Source organism: Vibrio aestuarianus, assembly GCF_028858425.1.
Lineage (GTDB): Bacteria > Pseudomonadota > Gammaproteobacteria > Enterobacterales > Vibrionaceae > Vibrio > Vibrio aestuarianus.
In genome coordinates, this window is sequence record NZ_JAKNYQ010000001.1 from 1426838 (window position 1) to 1445427 (window position 18590).

Sequence of the window (18590 nt, forward strand, 5' to 3'; positions counted from 1 at the left end):
CAAAAACCGACTTTCGAGTCGGTTTTTTTATGCATAATCGTAACGTTTAAAGGTTATCAAATTGAAAGCATTGCCAATTTTTTAGCGCGGCTTCAACAGCTTTAACTAATTTTTCAATCTCATCAGGCTGAGATATAAATGGCGGCATCATGTAAATTAAGCGACCAAAGGGTCGAATCCAGACCCCGTGTTCAACAAATAGTTTTTGAATCGCTTCCATATTGACAGGGTGGTGAGTTTCAACCACACCAATAGCGCCCAGCCAGCGAGTTTCTTTTACTAGGTCAAAATCGTTCAGCTTTGGTAGCAAATTAGCAAATTGCGCTTCAATGCGTCGGGTTTGCTGTTGCCAATCTCCTCGTTCAATCAGCTCTAAACTGGCGGTTGCGACAGCACAAGCAAGTGGGTTGCCCATAAAAGTAGGGCCATGCATAAAGCAGCCTGCCTCACCGCCGCATACCGTGTCTGCAACTACTTGTGTGGTCAGCGTTGCGGAAAGCGTCATATATCCACCCGTTAAGGCTTTACCGACACATAAGATATCGGGCTTAATGGCGGCGTGTTCACAAGCAAACAATTTCCCCGTACGGCCAAAACCAGTAGCAATTTCATCGAGAATTAAAAGCACGCCCGTTTCATCGCACAATTGGCGAACTTGGCGTAGAAATTCAGGATGATAAATTCGCATTCCTCCGGCGCCTTGGACTATTGGTTCTAGGATCACAGCGGCAATTTGCTGATGATTATCCAAAAGCTTATGTTTAAAGTCGGCAATGTCATTCTCATCCCACTCTTGCCAATAACCTGAAGTGGGTGACTGAGCGAAAATATGTTCTGGCAAAAATCCTTTATAAAGGCTATGCATTGAATTATCAGGGTCGGTGACTGACATTGCCGCAAAAGTGTCACCGTGATAGCCATGACGTAGTGTGAGAAATTTTGGTCGCTGCTCTCCCTTAGCATGCCAATATTGCAGTGCCATTTTTAAACTCACTTCTACTGCCACAGAACCAGAATCAGCCAAAAAAACTTGCGCTAGGTTACTGGGTGCCAATGCGAGCAATTTTTTACACACATCAATGGCGGGTTGATGAGTAATACCGCCAAACATCACATGCGACATCTTATCTATTTGTTGATGTGCGGCTTGATTAAGGTATGGGTGGTTGTAACCATGAATCGTTGACCACCAAGACGACATGCCATCAATTAAGCATCTGCCATCTTCCAAATAGAGGTTTACACCTTGGGCATGGGTCACCGGGTAGCAGGTCAGAGGTGTTAGGGTCGAAGTATACGGATGCCAGATATGCTGGCGGTCGAAGGCTAAATCCATTGCAAATCCATATGATATTGATGGTTATAAAATAACCAGATGTAAATCATCGTGTTTTCTTATTGTTGACAGTCTATCGCTTGTAGCTAAACTAGCCAAGCATCAAAATAATAAAACTGATTAAGGAATACACGTGGAAGCTCGTCATAACTGGACAGTTGCTGAAGTCAACGAACTGCTCAAAAAACCTTTTATGGATTTGCTGTTTGAAGCGCAGCTCGTTCATCGTCAATACCACCCGCATAATTATGTTCAAGTCAGTACGCTGCTTTCGATTAAAACTGGCGCATGCCCTGAAGACTGTAAGTATTGTCCGCAAAGTGCCCACTACCGTACGGATGTCGACAAAGAACGTTTGATGGAAGTTGAGCGCGTGTTAGATGCCGCACAAAAAGCAAAGAATTCTGGCTCTACCCGTTTTTGCATGGGAGCGGCGTGGAAAAACCCGAAAGCACGTGACATGCCTTTGCTAAAAGAGATGATTGGTGGCGTAAAAGAGATGGGTTTAGAGACGTGTATGACTTTGGGAATGTTAACGCCAGATCAAGCACAAGAATTGGCAAGTGCAGGGCTTGACTACTACAACCACAATCTTGATACCTCGCCAGAATATTACGGCAACATTATTACCACGCGTACTTACCAAGACCGTTTAGATACCTTGTCACACGTTCGTGATGCAGGCATGAAAATTTGCTCTGGTGGCATTATTGGCATGGGTGAAAGTGCTAATGATCGCGCTGGATTATTGGTGGAATTAGCGAACTTACCGACTCAACCTGAAAGTGTGCCGATCAATATGTTGGTGAAAGTTAAAGGCACACCGCTTGAACAAGCCGAAGATGTGGAAGCGTTTGATTTTATCCGTTTGATCGCTGTGGCTCGTATTATGATGCCTCAATCGGCAGTGCGCCTTTCTGCGGGTCGAGAAAATATGAATGAACAGATGCAAGCTCTGTGTTTTATGGCCGGCGCTAACTCTATTTTCTATGGTTGTAAGCTGCTAACTACGCCAAATCCGGATGAAGACAGTGATATGCAGTTGTTCAACAAGCTCGGTATCAATAGCCAACAAGTCAGTCAAAAACCGGATGAAATCGAAGCAAGTGAATTACTTGATCGCGTGGTAGAGCGTGTTGCCTCTCGTCCAAGCAAAGATGACCTTTTTTACGATGCTAGCGTTTAACTCTCGCGTTTCAGCCGCTCTTAGTCAGCGTCGTGAAATGGGACTTTCTCGAAGTCTCGTTACTGTTGAGGCGGGTAACCAAGCGCAATTAATCAAAGATGGAGTGAATTTCCTCAATTTTTCCAGTAATGATTATCTTGGTCTTGCGAGCGATGCTGAGCTGATTCAAGCCTGGCAGCATGGGCTGACTTTATATGGTTGCGGAAGTGCAGCTTCTCCGCTGGTGACGGGGTTTAGCCCTGCCCATCAAAATCTTGAAGCCAAACTGTGTGAATGGCTCGGTTATGAACGCGCCATTTTGCTTGGTTCTGGTTTTAGTGCCAACCAAGCCATGTTATTCAGCTTACTCGAAAAAGGCGACTTGCTGTTGCAAGATAAGCTTAACCATGCGTCCTTAATGGAAGCGGGTAGGCTTTGTGATGCCACGATGAAGCGCTTTAAACACAATGATGCTAATCATCTATGCCAATTACTTGATAACGATAGCAACACTTTAGTTGTTACTGAGGGGGTGTTTAGTATGGATGGTGATCGTGCACCGCTTGGTGACATTGATAGCGCTTTAAAAGGCAAAGCTTGGTTGGCAGTCGATGATGCGCATGGAATCGGGGTACTTGGTGATGGCGGGTCGGGCAGTTGTAATGCGGCTGGCATTAAGCCACAGTTATTAGTGATCACTTTTGGTAAAGCATTTGGTTTGTCGGGGGCGGCTGTTTTGTGTAGCCATGCGGTGGGAGATTTTCTTACCCAGTTTGCTCGTCATCATGTTTATTCTACCGCGATGCCACCTGCGCAAGCTTATGCTCTTTCCTATGCTATTTCGATGGTTAGGCAACAGCAGTGGCGCCGAGAAAAATTATCAGAGCTGCAAGCGCATTATGCGAGCCGTATGAAGAGTTTTAGTGGTTATGTTGATACACCAACACCGATTAAGCCGTTTGTGATTGGTGATGCGCTTAAAGCGGTTAATGTCGCAGAACAATTGCGCCATGCAGGGTGTTGGTTAACTGCCATTCGCCCACCGACAGTGCCGCAAGGAAGTGCAAGGCTACGGATTACATTAACCGCTAACCACTCAATACAACAGGTTGAACAATTAACAACTCAGCTTCAGCGCTCGTTAGAGGAACATCGGTAATGTCACAAGTCAATTACCTAGCAAACGATGTGCAACTGGAAAGCTATCTACAATTGGAAGCCGGTTCAAAACCAGAAAACCATCAGACAACAGACAAAATGGCAGTCGCTCAGGCGTTTGGTAAAGCCGCTAAACGCTACGATGTGCATGCCGCGTTTCAACGTGATGTTGGGCAGCGCTTATTGGATAAAATGCCTCAAGACTTAATGGGCAAAACGGTCTTAGACTTGGGCTGTGGTACTGGCTATTTTTCTGAGCTATTACGCCAAAGAGGGGCAAACCTTATTTGCGCTGATCTTTCGGTAGAGATGTTGGCTCAAGCCAAAAAACGATGTGGTGATGACGGGGTGGTATATTTTCAAGCTGACGCTGAATGCTTGCCTTTTAAAGCCCATAGTATTGATTATGTTTTCTCAAGTTTAGCCTTGCAGTGGTGTGATGACTTATCAAAGCCGTTAGATGAAATACGCCGTGTGCTTAAGACGTCAGGAGTGGCGTATTTTTCTACGTTGCTTGATGGCTCGCTGTTTGAGCTTAAACAAGCTTGGATGAAAATTGATACATATCAACACGTCAATGATTTCATTACCTTCAATCAGGTAAAAATTGCGTTAGCGCAATCTCACTGTCATCAGTATCAATTAGACTTGCCCTCGATCACAGTTTGGTATGACAAAGCATTTTCTTTAATGAAAGATCTCAAAGGTATTGGTGCGAATCACGTAAGTGGACGCTCACCAGGCCTAAAGAGTCGATACATTTTGCTCCAAGTGGAACAGGCATACCAAGCATTTCAAAACCATCAAGGTCTTCTACCTGCAACTTATCAGGTTTGTTTAGGGGTTATACATCGATGATTGATGCATTTTTTATTGCGGGTACGGACACCGACGTTGGAAAAACAGTCGCTTCAAAAGCGGTATTACAAGCATTAGCCGCCAAGGACTTAGCGACTATTGGTTACAAACCGGTTGCCGCAGGCAGCGATAAAACAGAATTTGGTTTTCGTAATTCAGATGCATTGCATTTGATGAAAGCGGCGACTAAAGAAATGGCATATGGGGATGTGAACCCATATGCTCTTGAGTTACCTGCATCACCGCATATCGCGGCAAAGCATGAAAACGTCGAGATTGACTATGCGCTTCTGAGTGAAAAACTAGCCAAGCACAAAGCACATGCGGATATCGTTTTGGTTGAAGGTGCGGGTGGCTGGCGAGTGCCAGTGTCAGACACTGACTGCCTCTCGACATGGGTTAAGCAAGAACAACTACCCGTCGTATTGGTGGTTGGTATTAAACTTGGTTGCTTGAGTCACGCATTGCTCACGGTTGAAAGTATCAAAGCTGACGGTTTGAATTTAGTCGGATGGATAGCAAACCGAGTCAACCCAGGGACAGAGCATTACGCTGATATTATTGAGATGTTGCAAGGGCGTATCGACGCTCCTAAGCTGGGTGAAATTCCTTATGTACCAAGTGCTAAACGTCAAGATCTTGGTAAGTACATTAATGTTGAGCCGTTGCTATCTAAATAAGCAGGTAATACAAAAGGGCTGCAGATTCGCAGCCCTTTGTTTTTAATCTTCTTATTATTTTTCTTGCGACAATCCCATCAAAGCCTGGTAAGTGTCGGTAATGTGTTGCTGCACAGTTGAAGCACTGCCAAGTCCCAATTGTTGCTTAGCTTCTTCTTCTGAAATACCTAGGTGGCAGCACAGTAAATCAATCGCCATTTGATAGTTGTTAGTTTCAGCCATGATGAATTCCTTATGCATGGGGGAAATCAAGATTCTGCCAGCAATGTAGTCGTTTTAATCTCTGCGCTCAATACGACCAAAGTCTTAATGAAAACAAAATCTTTGTCGTAACTTGCCCACTCTTATTTCTATACTTGATATCAATAAAGTTGGTAGTATTTATCGGGCGAATGAGTTAGACATTAAATGTTTCAATTTATCACTTAACCTTGTTTTCCAAATCCTAGACTATATATGTATGAAAAACGGCTGAGGTGAATGTTAGCGTCGCTGACTGTCTGAGCCACATAATAAGCGTTCCATTCGGAGAAAAGTAATGAAGCGAGTCATGTTATTTCTAGCGACCAACCTTGCGGTGGTGCTGGTTCTTAGCGTTGTGTTAAATATTGTTTATGCTGTCACAGGTATGCAGCCTGGAAGCCTATCTGGCTTACTCATCATGGCGGCCGTGTTTGGTTTCGGTGGTTCATTCATTTCATTATTGATGTCAAAGAGCATGGCATTACGTTCTGTTGGCGGAATGGTGATTGAGAGCCCACGTAATGAAACAGAACATTGGTTGCTTGCAACCGTAAGTCGCCAAGCCTCACAAGCGGGTATTGGTATGCCGACGGTTGCGATTTATGACTCACCAGATATTAACGCTTTTGCAACGGGGGCAAAGCGTGATGACTCGCTGGTGGCGGTTTCAACAGGTTTATTGCATAGCATGACGCGAGATGAAGCTGAAGCGGTACTGGCCCATGAAGTTAGCCACATTGCTAATGGTGACATGGTAACCATGACGCTAATGCAAGGTGTCGTGAATACCTTTGTGATTTTCTTGTCACGTTTTATTGCTAATATTGTTGCTTCTCGTGATTCAGAGGAAGGCGAAGGTGGCAGCAATATGATGATTTATTTCGGGGTATCGATGGTTTTAGAGCTAGTCTTTGGTTTCCTAGCAAGCTTTATTACCATGTGGTACAGCCGTCATCGTGAGTTTCATGCTGATGCTGGTGCTGCAAGCCTCGTGGGTAAGCACAAAATGATCGCGGCGTTGGAGCGTTTGAAAATGGGTCAGGAGTCGCAGTTAGAAGGCTCAATGATGGCATTTGGAATTAACGGTAAGCGTTCAATGACCGAGTTGTTGATGAGCCACCCACCGCTTGATAAGCGTATTGCAGCGCTACGAAACTCTTAATAGTTAATGTAATCAATGAATAATGACCAAGGCCAATGTTTCGACATTGGCCTTTTTTATGCCTATCCCAAAGCATTACCGATAAGTAACAGTTTGGTTTTTAAATGATATTTTTGATCTAATTCGCAACTGTTTACGTATTTACCGAACAGAAGCTCAGTTATACAAAGTATTTTTTGTATAACTTTGCAGGTTGTACTATTTTGTACATGTTATCTTTTTGTATAACTTTTGAGGTGTAAGACAAATGGATGTTCAGTCGGTCAGTGAGGTTTATCAGAAACTCAATAAAGCGAATCTTCATTTACTTGATGAGGTCTATCACAATGATGTTGTGTTTGAAGATGCTGCTCATCGCCTTGAAGGTAAGGTTTCGCTTTCCGAATATTTCAATAACCTTTACCAAAATGTGACTCGTTGTGATTTTATCATCCATGAGCAGCAACAAATGGGAAATTCTGGTTTTCTCACATGGACTATGGCCTTGCAGCACCCCAAGTTAGGAAAAGGCTCTCTTATTCATGTTCAAGGAATGAGTCATCTAAAATTTCAAGATGGCAAAGTGATTTACCATCGAGACTATTTTGATCTTGGAGAAATGCTTTACGAAAACTTACCACTACTCGGAAGTGTTATTCGTGCGGTAAAACAGAGGCTAGGGCAATGAACGCGGTATTGATTACAGGGGCGACGTCAGGAATTGGTTATCAACTTGCCGTTGATTATGCCAAAGATGGGTGGCAGGTCATTGCTTGTGGACGCAATCACCAAACATTACAAGCGCTACAACATGCTCATCCGCAACAAATTTTCCCATTAGCGTTTGATATTACCGATGCAGCTCAGACCAAAACAGTATTGGATGACTTACCCTTTGTACCTTCGCTATGGGTGTTAAACGCCGGAGACTGTGAGTATATAGACGATGGCAAGATGGATGCAGCATTGTTTGCTAGAGTCATTAACATCAATGTTATTGGTTTAGCTAACTGTATTGAAGGTCTTCAGCATCACTTAGTCCAAGGTCACCGCCTTGCCATTGTCGGTTCTATCGCGAGTGAAATCGCGCTACCGAGAGCAGAGGCGTATGGTGCTTCCAAAGCCGCTGTGAGTTATTTAGCTCGAACTTTAGCACTAGATTGGCAGGCTAAAGGTATCGCTGTCAGCACAATATTTCCCGGTTTCGTTTCAACCCCATTGACCGATAAAAACACATTTTCTATGCCGATGATGGTTTCCACTGAATATGCGTCTCAGGCGATTCGCCAAGGTTTAGCGAAAGGCAAATCCAACATCTATTTTCCGGCGCGTTTTACGTCAATTTTGCGCGTCATCGGTTCATTGCCATATGCATGGCAAGGTAAGTTAGTCTCGGCATTATTGAATCATTCGTAATGGGCCGTAACAAAGGAGTTTAGTTATGAAAATAGCCATTATTGGTACAGGAATTTCAGGATTAACCTGCGGCTACCATTTATATCAACAACACGATGTCACCTTGTTTGAGGCAAACCACTATATTGGTGGCCATACCGCAACGGTTGACGTTGAGGTAGAAGGTCAGCATTACGCGATAGACACTGGTTTTATTGTTTACAATGACAGAACCTATCCTAATTTTATTCAGATGATGAACGACATTGGAGTGCAAGGCCTACCGACTCAAATGAGTTTTAGTGTGCGCAATGATGATAATGGTCTGGAATATAATGGGCATACGGCAACAAGCTTATTCGCGCAAAAGCGTAATTGGGTTAATCCTAAGTTCTATCGCTTTATTTTTGAGATAATCCGCTTCAATGGTCTGGCTAAAGAGCAAGCTGAACATGCGCACCAATCGATGCAGACCTTGGGCGATTTTCTTAATCAATATCAGTTTTCTGACTATTTTTGTGAGAACTATATCCTGCCTATGGGCGCGGCAATTTGGTCGTCGTCATTAGCGGATATGCGTGCATTTCCATTGAGCTTCTTCTTACGTTTCTTCCTTAATCATGGTTTATTGGACATCACCAATCGCCCACAGTGGTATGTGATTGCAGGCGGATCTCGTGCTTATATTGATCCGCTTACCCAAGGTTTTAAAGATAAAATTCGCCTTGATAGTCCAGTCACTTTGGTAAAGCGCACGCCATCAGGTGTTGAGATTACGGTTAATGGCAGCGTTGAACTGTTCGACCACGTTATTTTTGCTTGTCACAGTGATCAAGCATTGCGTCTGTTGGCGCAGCCATCTGAAGCCGAACTGTCAGTGCTAGGGGCAATGCAGTACCAAGCTAATGAGGTTGTTTTACATACCGATGCAAACCTATTGCCGAAGCGCAAGGCCGCATGGGCTTCTTGGAATTACTGGTTGGATGGCAGTGAAGGTGAAGAATCTCGTTTGCCGGCACTAACGTACAACATGAACATCTTACAACATATTGATAGTAAAAAGACTTTCTGTGTTTCATTGAATAGCACTAATCGGATTGAGCCGAGCAAAATACTGCGCCAATTTACGTATCATCACCCCGTTTTCACTACCGAGTCGATAGCAGCACAACAGAGAAAAGCCGAAGTAAGCGGTGTCAATAACACGTGGTACTGTGGGGCCTATTGGCATAACGGATTCCATGAAGATGGCGTGAAAAGTGCGTTAGATGTTGTAACTAAGCTTGAATCGCAAATCGCTCAAATCAAGGGTGCCGCATAACGATGGTGATGGAAGATGAAGCTATGCAAAGTCGCTTAATGGTAGGAACGGTTCGCCATCGACGCTTTACCCCTGTGGAGCATGCGCTCAATTACCCGTTATTTATGCCTTGTATTGATCTCGATGAGTTGCCACAACTGACTAAAAACGTCTGGGGTTTTGGTGATAAGTGGTGGCATTGGGCACGATTTTATCGTCAAGACTATTTGGGAAGCGGTGAGTTAAAGCAAAGCGTGCAAGATAAAGTCTTTGAGCTCACCGGTGAAAGAGTCTGCGGTAAAGTGCTGGCGGTTTGTCATCTTCGTTATCTAGGCATTTATTTCAGCCCGGTCAATTTCTACTATCTTTATGATAATGACGGCCAGTGGCGCTACTTATTGGCCGAAGTGAGTAATACCCCATGGAATGAACGTCATTACTACGCAATTCAAGCAGAAGCCGGTGAGCAAGGTTGTAATTGGCAGCATGACAAAGCCTTCCATGTCTCTCCATTTAACCCGATTGAGCAACAATATGTATGGAAACTGAAGCCGTTAACTTCTTCACTAATGGTGCATTTAGAGTGTCATCGTAATGATAAAGAATTCGATGCAACGCTGGCGATGAAAGAGCAAAGTTTTAATTCAAAAAATTTACTTAAGTTATTGATCAAAACACCGGTAATGGCAGTAAAAGTGACTATAGGTATTTATTGGCATGCTTTAAAACTTTGGCTGAAAGGTGCACCTTTTTATTCTCACCCACCGTCAGTTGAAGCGAATCAATCATCAGCATCTGAATCGTCGTCAAAACAGAAAGAACAATAAGGAGAACGCTCAATGCAGAATTCAGAATCTTTAGAGTTGCCCAAGCAACTAACGAGTTTGCAAAAGAGTGCACGCAGTATCACTTTAAAATGTCTGCAACGTTTAGAAGTTGGAACACTGACCATCATTGAATCGTTTACTGATGGTTCTGCGACATCAAGAGAAACATTCGGTACGCCAAGAGAGGGTGAACCTAATGCTAGTATTGAAGTTCGAGATCCTCATTTTTATGCCCGTCTTCTAAAGGGGGGCAGCATTGCTGCTGGTGAAGCGTATATGGATGGTTGGTGGGAAAGTCCAAACTTGACCACGCTGATGGAATTAATGGCGCGAAACCTTTCCGCGTTAGATGGCATTGAAGCGAAAAGCAGCATCTTCACAAAGTTGCTTTATAAAATAACCCATTGGTTTAACCGCAACTCGATTGATAAAGCGAGGGAAAATATCCACGCCCACTACGACTTGGGAAATGCGCTTTATCACACCTTTCTTGATGAAAAGATGCTTTATTCAAGCGCGTTATTTTTATCTAAGGATGAGAGCTTAGAGCAAGCTCAGGTCAATAAAATGGAACGACTTTGCCAGCAATTGCAACTCACTAGCCGTGATCATGTAATTGAAATTGGCACCGGATGGGGTGCTATGGCTATTTACATGGCTAAGACCTACGGTTGCCGCGTGACAACGACGACTATTTCCGAAGAACAATACCAATATGCTGCACAGCAGGTTGCTTTGAATGGTTTAGAGAATCAAATTACTTTACTCAAACAAGACTACCGCCTACTAGAAGGTCAATACGATAAGTTGGTCTCTATCGAAATGATTGAAGCGGTCGGTAAAGAGTATTTACCGTCTTATATTAAAAAATGTCAGTCGTTACTCAAACCACAAGGTTTAATGGCAATTCAAGCGATAACCATCACTGATCAGCGTTATGACTATTACAGCAATAACGTCGACTTTATCCAAAAATACATTTTCCCAGGAGGATTTTTGCCATCGGTAACCGTGCTTGCTCAAGCGGCGACCAAACACAGTGACTTGGTGATGCGTGATCTGTTCGATATTGGTTTAGATTACGCAAGAACCTTAGAAGAATGGCGTAAGCGATTTGACGCAGCGGAGCAACAAGTTCGACAACTGGGTTACGATGAAAAATTTATTCGTATGTGGCGCTACTATTTTTGCTACTGCGAAGGTGGTTTTCTGGCTAAGAGTATTAGTACGGTGCATATGACATTACAAAGGCCGCTATGATGAAAAAACTGTGGTTAGTATCGGTTTGGTTTCAAATTATTTGGCTGGTCGCTGTGTTAGGAACAGACGCATGGCAATGGGTCACGGTTTGTCTGGTACTAGCCACTTTGATATACACCGTTATCAAGCAGCGTATCGCGTTAGAAAGAGTGATTATTTTAGCTTTTGTGGGTGTCACCGTCGATTTGTTGAATATGAAGTTCGACGTTATCGTATTCCCAAGCTCTCAGTTTCCTATATGGCTAATGGCACTATGGTTCGCGTTCTCTTGGTACGCCTATTATATCGTTCAATATGTGAACCGTTTCCCTTCTGCTCTCGTATCAATGATTGGAGGTATTTCTGGGTGCCTCTGTTACTGGGCTGCGCAAAGGCTTGGAGCGGCTCAATTTGGATTGCCGACATTGCCAGTTTTGCTGATTCTGTGGCTCGAATGGACCATGATTTGCACATTGATGCTAAGGATATTCAGAGATGTTCAGCTTAAAAACAAAGCGTTATCTAGTCGCCATCACTCTGCAATGCATAATCACAAGCGCTAGTGCAGCGACTTCGCAAGCATCCACACCTAGTTGGAATTCGTGGCCAGTGGTTGGCCAAGCGACTCTATCTTGGTTGTGGCTGGATATCTATTCTTCACAACTACGCTCTCCGCTCGGTGTCTATCAGCAGTCTGATGATGTATCGCCACACCCCATTGCGCTTGAAATCCGTTATCAAAGAGACATCAGTCAACCGCAACTGCTGAAAGCAACCGCTGAGCAATGGACAAAGCTAGGGTACTCAGATAGCCAAGTACAAGGCTGGATAACGCAGTTACAAACTATTTTTCCCGATGTTTCGGATGGTCAACGTTTGGTTTATATCTCTGATGGGCGGTTAGGACAATTTGTTTTCATCCCCGTTACAGGTGCTGAGCAGCAGATTGGTGAAATCGATGATGAGGCACTTAATGACGCATTTTTATCTATTTGGTTATCTCCTAATAGTGAATATCCGAAGCTTCGAAATCAGTTGATAGGAATGAATCGATGAAACAACTAAAGCACACTTTATGTTTAATATTGCTTTTGCTGATGGGTTGTTCTGCGGATTTAGACGATTACCGCAATCAGACACCAACATTTAATCTATTTGAGTATTTCTCGGGGACAACTTTAGCTTGGGGAATGGTGCAAGATTACACTGGTCAGCAAACTCGGCGTTTTGAGGTCAAAATCCAAGGTCAAGTTGAGGGAGATACCTTAACCTTGATAGAGGATTTTGTGTTTGATGATGGTGAAAATAGCCAGCGAATCTGGACGATACAGCGTACTGATACTAATCAATACATTGGCAATGCCGATGATGTTATTGGTCAGGCCAAAGGCAAAGAACAAGGTAACGCATTGCAATGGAAGTATGATTTTGCGCTGCCATATGGTGATTCAACGGTGACCGTGAGCTTTGATGATTGGTTATACCGCCAAGATGAAAAGCGAGTGTTTAATTTAACCAAGATTAAAAAGCTTGGCATCGAAGTGGGTACGTTAACGCTGTTTTTTGAAAAGCAATAAGGCTCCAGTCGGAGCCTTATTATTAGCTTAGCTTGTGAGAATATTACCTAGCTCTTTGCGGCTTGCTCTTAGAGCCCGGGCGCGAAATCTGGCTATTCCCACCTCGTTTCCCTGCACTGTTTTTGTTGTTTGCCGTGCTACTAGAGCGTGGTTTATTCGATGAAGTTGCTGCTTCTTTACGCGGATTTAGTGCATCAAAGCCAGGCTGAGTTTTAGTATGTTTGGTGGCAAAACGGTTTGCACCATGACGGCCTGATTTACGACGTTGTGCTGGTGTACGTGCATCCAGATCTTCAGCAGGTACTAGGCAGTTAGGTCGGTCACCAATCAAATGTTTTTTACCCATATTGATCAAAGCTTCACGAATGATTGGCCAGTTTAGTGGGTCATGGTAGCGTAATAGTGCTTTATGCAAGCGGCGCTGACGTTCACCTTTCGCCACAGGCACTTCTTCGCGTTTTTTATACTTCACGCGTTTCAGTGGGTTGGTTTCTGAATAATACATCGCCGTCGCGTTACACATAGGTGACGGGTAGAAGTTCTGAACCTGGTCACATTCGAAGTCATTAGATTTCAGCCATAACGCTAAGTTCAGCATATCTTCATCTTCAGTGCCCGGGTGAGCCGAGATAAAGTAAGGGATCAAATACTGCTTCTTACCTGCTTCAGCGCTGTATTTTTCAAACATCTCTTTAAAGCGATCATAAGTGCCCATACCTGGTTTCATCATTAGATCAAGTGGGTTCTTTTCGGTGTGTTCTGGAGCGATTTTTAGATAGCCACCCACGTGATGCGTCACTAGCTCACGGACATATTCTGGTGATTCAATTGCCAAGTCATAGCGTACGCCAGAAGCAATCATCACTTTTTTGATGCCTTTTACTTTACGCGCTTCGCGATATAAATCGATAGTGTGCTTGTGGTCGGTATTAAGTTTGTTACAGATCCCCGGGAAGACACAAGACGGACGGCGACAGTTCATCTCGGCTTTTGGGTCACTACAACCTAAACGATACATGTTAGCCGTTGGTCCACCCAAATCAGAAATGGTCCCAGTAAAGCCAGGCACTTTATCGCGTATCTCTTCCATTTCATTCAAAATTGATTCTTTAGAACGGTTTTGAATAATACGCCCTTCATGTTCGGTGATAGAACAGAATGAACAACCGCCAAAACAGCCACGCATGATATTGACCGAGGTTTTGATCATATCGTAAGCCGGAATTTTCGCCTTTCCATACATAGGGTGAGGTACGCGGGCATAGGTTAAACCAAATACGTAATCCATCTCTTCAGTGGTGAGTGGAATAGGCGCTTGGTTAACCCACAGTTCCCGGTCGCCATGGCGCTGAATCAATGCGCGACCTGAATACGGATTGGTTTCTAAATGCAGTACACGGCTGGCGTGGGCATAAAGAATGCGGTCATTATTGAGTTTTTCAAATGCAGGTATACGCACAGCGGTCGTGGCGGCATCATGACGAGAAGGACGAATCGTGATTGGTTTTGCTTCGGCTTCTTTTTCTTGATTAGTTTCGCATTGTGTTTCCACCGCGTATGGGTTTATCGGTACAAATGCTTTGCCCGGTTTCTCAATACGAGATGAATCAACAATGGTGTAATTTTCTGGTTCGGAGGCAAGGTTAACCGCCGTACCGCGAATATTAGTCATGCTAGCGATGTTCTCGCCATCGGCAAGGCGGTGCGCGACTTCAACTAACGCACGTTCTGCATTACCAAACAGCAGAATGTCAGCTTTGGCGTCAAACAAGACGGAACGGCGCACTTTATCCGACCAGTAATCGTAATGCGCAACGCGTCGTAAGCTCGCTTCAATCCCACCAAGCACAATCGGTACTTCTTTGTAAGCTTCGCGGCAGCGCTGCGAATAGACAAGCGTTGCTCGGTCTGGACGTTTACCACCCTCGTTATTCGGTGTGTACGCATCATCATGACGTAATTTTTTGTCAGAGGTATAGCGGTTGATCATCGAGTCCATATTGCCGGCGGTAATACCAAAAAATAGGTTTGGTTTCCCCAGAGCCATAAAGGCGTCTTTGTTGTGCCATTGTGGCTGCGCGATGATACCGACACGGAAACCTTGCGCTTCCAATAGGCGCCCAATGATCGCCATGCCAAAACTTGGATGATCAACGTATGCGTCACCAGTGACTATCACGATGTCACAGCTGTCCCATCCTAGGGCATCCATCTCTTTTCTACTGGTTGGCAAGAATGGCGCAATTCCAAAACACTCTGCCCAGTATTTTTTATATTGATGAATAGGAGTGATGTTGCTGTGCATATTTTGACCTCTGATTTATTAGCCGGGCATTATAGCGATTAAGATCAAGAGTAGCCAGTTCTACCTACCTCACATTCGAAACACTAAAATTATGAGATTATATGAATAATAACGTTCTATACTTGTCATTAACTCACGGAGTTTATTATGGAAAATAGCAAATGCAGAAAGGATATAGACCGTGATAGAAGGTAGTTTACAGAATAGACAAATGTGGTGGTCTTTCAACATTAACACCTCAGATTTCGATTGTGATAAACACATGTTTACCACTCTTTTCCCTGATGATTCAGCACCACAAAAGGTCAACGATATTTTGAGCTATATGACGCAAGATATCGCTGCCCATGCCAAAGAACTCTTTACTAACGTATTGAAAACAGGGAAAAGTGAGCAGTTCTCTTGTTGCCTAGTCACCCAGTCTTATGCATTTTGCTTTGTCAGTTTTTCTGTATCCCTTGAGCAGCGGGGTGTACTAAGTGGACTGATGACCGTCTTGTTATGTGAGAAAACGCGAGTCAGCGTGGCGGGGTTATTCCAAAGTATTATCAATAACCAACACCATGGTATTGTGATCTCTGACAGCCAAACACGTATTTTGGCTTGTAACACTTTATTTGAAAAACAAACTGGTTATTTGCAGCAAGAGTTGCTCGGTTGTAAAACCAATATTTTTAATGCTGGAAAACACTCGCCAAGTTTTTTTAAACAAATGTGGAGTGATATTGAAACCAAAGGTTATTGGAATGGTGTGGTTTTAAACCGCCATGCAAAAGGTCACGCATCACCGCGAGATCTAACGGTTCAGAAAATACAGCTAGAAAATGGGGATAGCTATTATCTTGGTTTAACGTTGGATGTTTCCCAAAAAAGAGAAGTAACGGCGCAAGTCGAAATTGATGAGGTCGATGTCCACACCCAGTTACCTACTAAGAGCAAGCTTATCTCTCTACTCGATCAAATCTGCGAAGTGGGTAATCACAATCGTTTAATTATTTTGATGGCCTTAAACCCTATTTTTGAGGGGGATTCCGCCTATTCTGATCGCAAATTGTTTTCAGATATGCTGCTCAGAAGTGCGACCGCGCGTATTTCAGGCTACTTAGGCGCTGATATTTTTGGTGTCTGCTTAGCAACAACCTGTGAAGCGAATACCAATCAAAGTGCTCTGATTTCGTCAGAAATTAAGGCGTTTATCTATGAAATTAAAAATGAAATGCCACCGCAAATATTTAAAATGATTTCTAAGTGCCGGATTGGGGTTTCAGTGTTTGGACAAGATGCAAATAGCCCTAAACACATGGTCTCACATGCGATACAAGCGATGTTAGAGATGCATGGCGGCCAAGGTAAATCGGTTAATTTCTATCAAAGTAGTATTCATGAACAGCTTCAACGACGAAAAGCGTTGGAGGATTTAGTGACCAAAAAAATAGCGACGGGTGATATTGCCGTTTATTTCCAAGCGATTGTCGACACCAAAACGCTCAAGATAGCTAAATTTGAAGCGTTGTGTCGTTTCACTAATGAAGCTGGTGAACTGGTTGACACTCAAGAAATGATCACCATTGCTGAAGAGCTGAACATCATTCCTCAGCTTGATAAACAAGTGGCTTTTATCTCTCTGCGAAGTTTGGCTACGTTACAAAAAATATTTGGTTCAGAGACAGGAATTACCATCAATCGGTCTTTGAATACATCGCTAAGCTCGGATGTAATACTAAACAACACCGCAGCCATTATTAAAAGTAGCGGTTGTAACCCCAAACACATCACGATTGAATTGACGGAAAGTGCCTATTTTTCGAGCCAAGAAGCCGGGGGAAATCCTATGATGCAATGAATGAATTGCGCAAGTTAGGTGTATCTATAGCGATTGATGACTTTGGCACGGGTTACTCTTCTTTTACTTATTTGAGTGATCGCCAATTCGATTTATTAAAAATTGATAAGGAATTTGTGACGGATATTGCGGTTGGTACTCGTAAGTACAGTATTGTCAAAATGGTTACAGACCTTTCTCATACTCTAGGCGTTAAGGTGGTTGCCGAAGGTGTGGAAACCGAACAAGAAATGAAAGTGTTAAGAATGCTCGGTGTTGACTACTTACAAGGGTATTTATTTTCTAAACCGTTACCATTAGAAAATATTGCTCATGCGAATCGCTACAAAGCGCATTTGAATGTGATTAATACAACTGAAGATGAAAGCGATAGGGCCAATACATTATTGCTCTTGGTTCGCTCAAACGTGCCTAGGCTAGACCCTGGTGATTCCATTTTCTTAGCTAATCAGTACGTTCAAGCAACGGCTCTCGACTCACTGCCTGTTATCAACAATGGGCAGTGTGTGGGTTTAGTCAATAAAGCCGCATTGAATTTACACTTGAGTCCATCAATGGGTACGGAACTTGAAAATGCAAAAGAAAGTGTTATTTGGAAGCGCCCTGTCAATCAGCTAATGAGCACAACCTTCACTCAATTAGATGTTATGACGGAACTATCAACGGTTACTCACCTAATTAAGAAAAAAATCCCTTTTCCTTGGGTGCTTGTACGAGAGGGAAGATATGTAGGAATAATAACGGCAGATGATGTTTTGATGCATCTGAGTACGAACTGACTTCTAGTCAGCTGAATAAATTTGCTATCATCGCGCCCAGACACATTTTAATGGCCATATAGCATGATTCAATCGTTACTTTCTGTTTTTGCTCCGATGTTACTGGGTGCACAAATTATCTTGACTCTCGTATTAGTTAGAGGGGAGATTTGTCCGGGGCAACGTGGGCGTATTCACCGCTTATTGCCAGCGATTGGCGTTTTGTGGCTCGCGGTGGCTTCTATTAAAATTGAAGCGTTCATGGTCGTATTTGCCATTTTCTATTTTTACTCTCAAGTACAAACCAAGAAAACACGTGATGAAGGCCCATTATGGGTACTTTATCTAGCTAACGGGTTGTCATTAGCTTATGTTGCCATTCTGGTGTCTGAGCAGGCGAATTGGCCAGCATCCGTTGCCAATGTGATATTAGTGGGTTTACTTGGATCATGTTTTTCTCATCTACTGTTGACGATTGCACGTACGCGTCTGCAAGCATTTCACCGACTACTTCCTATCATCGGCATTTTATGTGCGATGGGGGTTGCACTTTGTGTTGTACCGAAAGCTTATGGCTTAGATGATCAAGCGTTAACACAAGCGACATTGGCTTTGCTAACCAGTTTTGGTTTGATGATCGCAGGAATTATCGCCTGGTGTTGGCATATTTTATTTTCAAAAAGTGCAGAAAAAATCCAGTTAGGTATTGCCCTACTGTTTATGTTAGCGGCAAGCACAAGTTTCCAAGGTTTATTTATTCTCTAG

The 18590-nt window shown here is 43.5% G+C and carries 19 protein-coding genes; 16 read left to right on the top strand and 3 right to left on the bottom strand.

Annotated elements, in window-relative coordinates:
• Positions 1-46: 46 nt before the first annotated feature.
• Positions 47-1336, bottom strand: coding sequence for an adenosylmethionine--8-amino-7-oxononanoate transaminase (bioA, locus tag MCT08_RS06775; protein WP_176246498.1), 1290 nt, complete (start codon positions 1334-1336; stop codon positions 47-49).
• Between the two features lie 133 nt (positions 1337-1469).
• Here bioA and bioB point away from each other — a divergent pair, with 133 nt between their 5' ends.
• The 4 genes from bioB to bioD all read left to right on the top strand — a co-directional run bounded on the left by bioB (position 1470) and on the right by bioD (position 5197).
• On the top strand, positions 1470-2522 hold the full coding sequence (gene bioB / locus MCT08_RS06780) for a biotin synthase BioB (RefSeq protein ID WP_053309290.1): 1053 nt from the start codon (positions 1470-1472) through the stop codon (positions 2520-2522).
• The gene (gene bioF, locus MCT08_RS06785; RefSeq protein WP_274678659.1) at positions 2509-3660 is read left to right on the top strand and encodes an 8-amino-7-oxononanoate synthase; all 1152 of its coding nucleotides are present in this window, start codon (positions 2509-2511) and stop codon (positions 3658-3660) included. The genes bioB and bioF overlap by 14 nt, the downstream gene beginning before the upstream one ends.
• 98 nt (positions 3661-3758) lie before the next feature.
• Complete coding sequence (bioC, locus tag MCT08_RS06790; protein WP_255091658.1) at positions 3759-4517, top strand: malonyl-ACP O-methyltransferase BioC; 759 nt, start codon at positions 3759-3761, stop codon at positions 4515-4517.
• Positions 4514-5197 (top strand): dethiobiotin synthase, encoded by a 684-nt coding sequence (gene bioD / locus MCT08_RS06795; protein ID WP_274678094.1) that lies wholly within the window; start codon positions 4514-4516, stop codon positions 5195-5197. Before bioC ends, bioD begins: the two co-directional genes overlap by 4 nt.
• A 54-nt stretch (positions 5198-5251) precedes the next feature.
• On the opposite strand, the gene MCT08_RS06800 is transcribed toward bioD, so the two are convergent.
• Positions 5252-5419: a hypothetical protein gene (locus MCT08_RS06800; RefSeq protein ID WP_168521717.1), complete on the bottom strand. Its 168-nt coding sequence runs from the start codon at positions 5417-5419 to the stop codon at positions 5252-5254.
• A 316-nt stretch (positions 5420-5735) separates the two neighbouring features.
• Here MCT08_RS06800 and htpX point away from each other — a divergent pair, with 316 nt between their 5' ends.
• The 9 genes from htpX (at position 5736) to MCT08_RS06845 (ending at position 12919) form a co-directional block, all read left to right on the top strand.
• Complete coding sequence (gene htpX, locus MCT08_RS06805) at positions 5736-6602, top strand: protease HtpX (RefSeq protein ID WP_053309293.1); 867 nt, start codon at positions 5736-5738, stop codon at positions 6600-6602.
• A gap of 247 nt (positions 6603-6849) precedes the next feature.
• Positions 6850-7269, top strand: a complete 420-nt coding sequence (locus MCT08_RS06810; protein WP_172533083.1) for a nuclear transport factor 2 family protein — start codon at positions 6850-6852, stop codon at positions 7267-7269.
• On the top strand, positions 7266-7997 hold the full coding sequence (locus tag MCT08_RS06815) for an SDR family oxidoreductase (protein ID WP_171980989.1): 732 nt from the start codon (positions 7266-7268) through the stop codon (positions 7995-7997). Before MCT08_RS06810 ends, MCT08_RS06815 begins: the two co-directional genes overlap by 4 nt.
• A gap of 25 nt (positions 7998-8022) precedes the next feature.
• On the top strand, positions 8023-9297 hold the full coding sequence (locus MCT08_RS06820) for an NAD(P)/FAD-dependent oxidoreductase (RefSeq protein WP_274678095.1): 1275 nt from the start codon (positions 8023-8025) through the stop codon (positions 9295-9297).
• 23 nt (positions 9298-9320) lie between these two features.
• Positions 9321-10103 carry a DUF1365 domain-containing protein gene (locus MCT08_RS06825; protein WP_274678660.1) on the top strand — a complete coding sequence of 261 codons (783 nt, stop codon included), beginning with the start codon at positions 9321-9323 and terminating at the stop codon, positions 10101-10103.
• A 12-nt stretch (positions 10104-10115) separates the two neighbouring features.
• Complete coding sequence (locus tag MCT08_RS06830) at positions 10116-11363, top strand: SAM-dependent methyltransferase (protein ID WP_274673188.1); 1248 nt, start codon at positions 10116-10118, stop codon at positions 11361-11363.
• Positions 11360-11905: a DUF2878 domain-containing protein gene (locus MCT08_RS06835; protein WP_274678096.1), complete on the top strand. Its 546-nt coding sequence runs from the start codon at positions 11360-11362 to the stop codon at positions 11903-11905. The genes MCT08_RS06830 and MCT08_RS06835 overlap by 4 nt, the downstream gene beginning before the upstream one ends.
• Positions 11838-12398 (top strand): chalcone isomerase family protein, encoded by a 561-nt coding sequence (locus MCT08_RS06840; RefSeq protein WP_168521723.1) that lies wholly within the window; start codon positions 11838-11840, stop codon positions 12396-12398. The genes MCT08_RS06835 and MCT08_RS06840 overlap by 68 nt, the downstream gene beginning before the upstream one ends.
• Positions 12395-12919, top strand: a complete 525-nt coding sequence (locus tag MCT08_RS06845; RefSeq protein WP_274678098.1) for a DUF3833 domain-containing protein — start codon at positions 12395-12397, stop codon at positions 12917-12919. Before MCT08_RS06840 ends, MCT08_RS06845 begins: the two co-directional genes overlap by 4 nt.
• Positions 12920-12962: 43 nt before the next feature.
• On the opposite strand, the gene MCT08_RS06850 is transcribed toward MCT08_RS06845, so the two are convergent.
• Complete coding sequence (locus MCT08_RS06850; protein WP_274678099.1) at positions 12963-15224, bottom strand: YgiQ family radical SAM protein; 2262 nt, start codon at positions 15222-15224, stop codon at positions 12963-12965.
• Positions 15225-15435: 211 nt separating this feature from the next.
• Between MCT08_RS06850 and MCT08_RS06855 the strand changes: the two genes are divergently transcribed.
• From MCT08_RS06855 to MCT08_RS06865, 3 genes are all read left to right on the top strand, one after another.
• Positions 15436-17067 carry a bifunctional diguanylate cyclase/phosphodiesterase gene (locus MCT08_RS06855; protein WP_274678100.1) on the top strand — a complete coding sequence of 544 codons (1632 nt, stop codon included), beginning with the start codon at positions 15436-15438 and terminating at the stop codon, positions 17065-17067.
• Positions 17064-17846, top strand: a complete 783-nt coding sequence (locus MCT08_RS06860) for an EAL domain-containing protein (RefSeq protein ID WP_274678101.1) — start codon at positions 17064-17066, stop codon at positions 17844-17846. Before MCT08_RS06855 ends, MCT08_RS06860 begins: the two co-directional genes overlap by 4 nt.
• 63 nt (positions 17847-17909) lie before the next feature.
• The gene (locus tag MCT08_RS06865) at positions 17910-18590 is read left to right on the top strand and encodes a hypothetical protein (RefSeq protein WP_274678102.1); all 681 of its coding nucleotides are present in this window, start codon (positions 17910-17912) and stop codon (positions 18588-18590) included.

What these genes read in the sequence shown, in the direction of transcription:
- htpX (WP_053309293.1), top strand. Translation starts at nt 5,736, where the DNA reads ATGAAGCGAGTCATGTTATTTCTAGCGACCAACCTTGCGGTGGTGCTG.
- bioC (WP_255091658.1), top strand. Translation starts at nt 3,759, where the DNA reads ATGGCAGTCGCTCAGGCGTTTGGTAAAGCCGCTAAACGCTACGATGTG.
- MCT08_RS06850 (WP_274678099.1), bottom strand. Translation starts at nt 15,224, where the DNA reads ATGCACAGCAACATCACTCCTATTCATCAATATAAAAAATACTGGGCA.
- MCT08_RS06815 (WP_171980989.1), top strand. Translation starts at nt 7,266, where the DNA reads ATGAACGCGGTATTGATTACAGGGGCGACGTCAGGAATTGGTTATCAA.
- MCT08_RS06810 (WP_172533083.1), top strand. Translation starts at nt 6,850, where the DNA reads ATGGATGTTCAGTCGGTCAGTGAGGTTTATCAGAAACTCAATAAAGCG.
- MCT08_RS06830 (WP_274673188.1), top strand. Translation starts at nt 10,116, where the DNA reads ATGCAGAATTCAGAATCTTTAGAGTTGCCCAAGCAACTAACGAGTTTG.
- MCT08_RS06865 (WP_274678102.1), top strand. Translation starts at nt 17,910, where the DNA reads ATGATTCAATCGTTACTTTCTGTTTTTGCTCCGATGTTACTGGGTGCA.
- MCT08_RS06835 (WP_274678096.1), top strand. Translation starts at nt 11,360, where the DNA reads ATGATGAAAAAACTGTGGTTAGTATCGGTTTGGTTTCAAATTATTTGG.
- MCT08_RS06855 (WP_274678100.1), top strand. Translation starts at nt 15,436, where the DNA reads ATGTGGTGGTCTTTCAACATTAACACCTCAGATTTCGATTGTGATAAA.
- bioF (WP_274678659.1), top strand. Translation starts at nt 2,509, where the DNA reads ATGCTAGCGTTTAACTCTCGCGTTTCAGCCGCTCTTAGTCAGCGTCGT.
- MCT08_RS06845 (WP_274678098.1), top strand. Translation starts at nt 12,395, where the DNA reads ATGAAACAACTAAAGCACACTTTATGTTTAATATTGCTTTTGCTGATG.
- bioA (WP_176246498.1), bottom strand. Translation starts at nt 1,336, where the DNA reads ATGGATTTAGCCTTCGACCGCCAGCATATCTGGCATCCGTATACTTCG.
- MCT08_RS06840 (WP_168521723.1), top strand. Translation starts at nt 11,838, where the DNA reads ATGTTCAGCTTAAAAACAAAGCGTTATCTAGTCGCCATCACTCTGCAA.
- MCT08_RS06860 (WP_274678101.1), top strand. Translation starts at nt 17,064, where the DNA reads ATGAATGAATTGCGCAAGTTAGGTGTATCTATAGCGATTGATGACTTT.
- MCT08_RS06820 (WP_274678095.1), top strand. Translation starts at nt 8,023, where the DNA reads ATGAAAATAGCCATTATTGGTACAGGAATTTCAGGATTAACCTGCGGC.
- MCT08_RS06800 (WP_168521717.1), bottom strand. Translation starts at nt 5,419, where the DNA reads ATGGCTGAAACTAACAACTATCAAATGGCGATTGATTTACTGTGCTGC.
- bioD (WP_274678094.1), top strand. Translation starts at nt 4,514, where the DNA reads ATGATTGATGCATTTTTTATTGCGGGTACGGACACCGACGTTGGAAAA.
- MCT08_RS06825 (WP_274678660.1), top strand. Translation starts at nt 9,321, where the DNA reads ATGCAAAGTCGCTTAATGGTAGGAACGGTTCGCCATCGACGCTTTACC.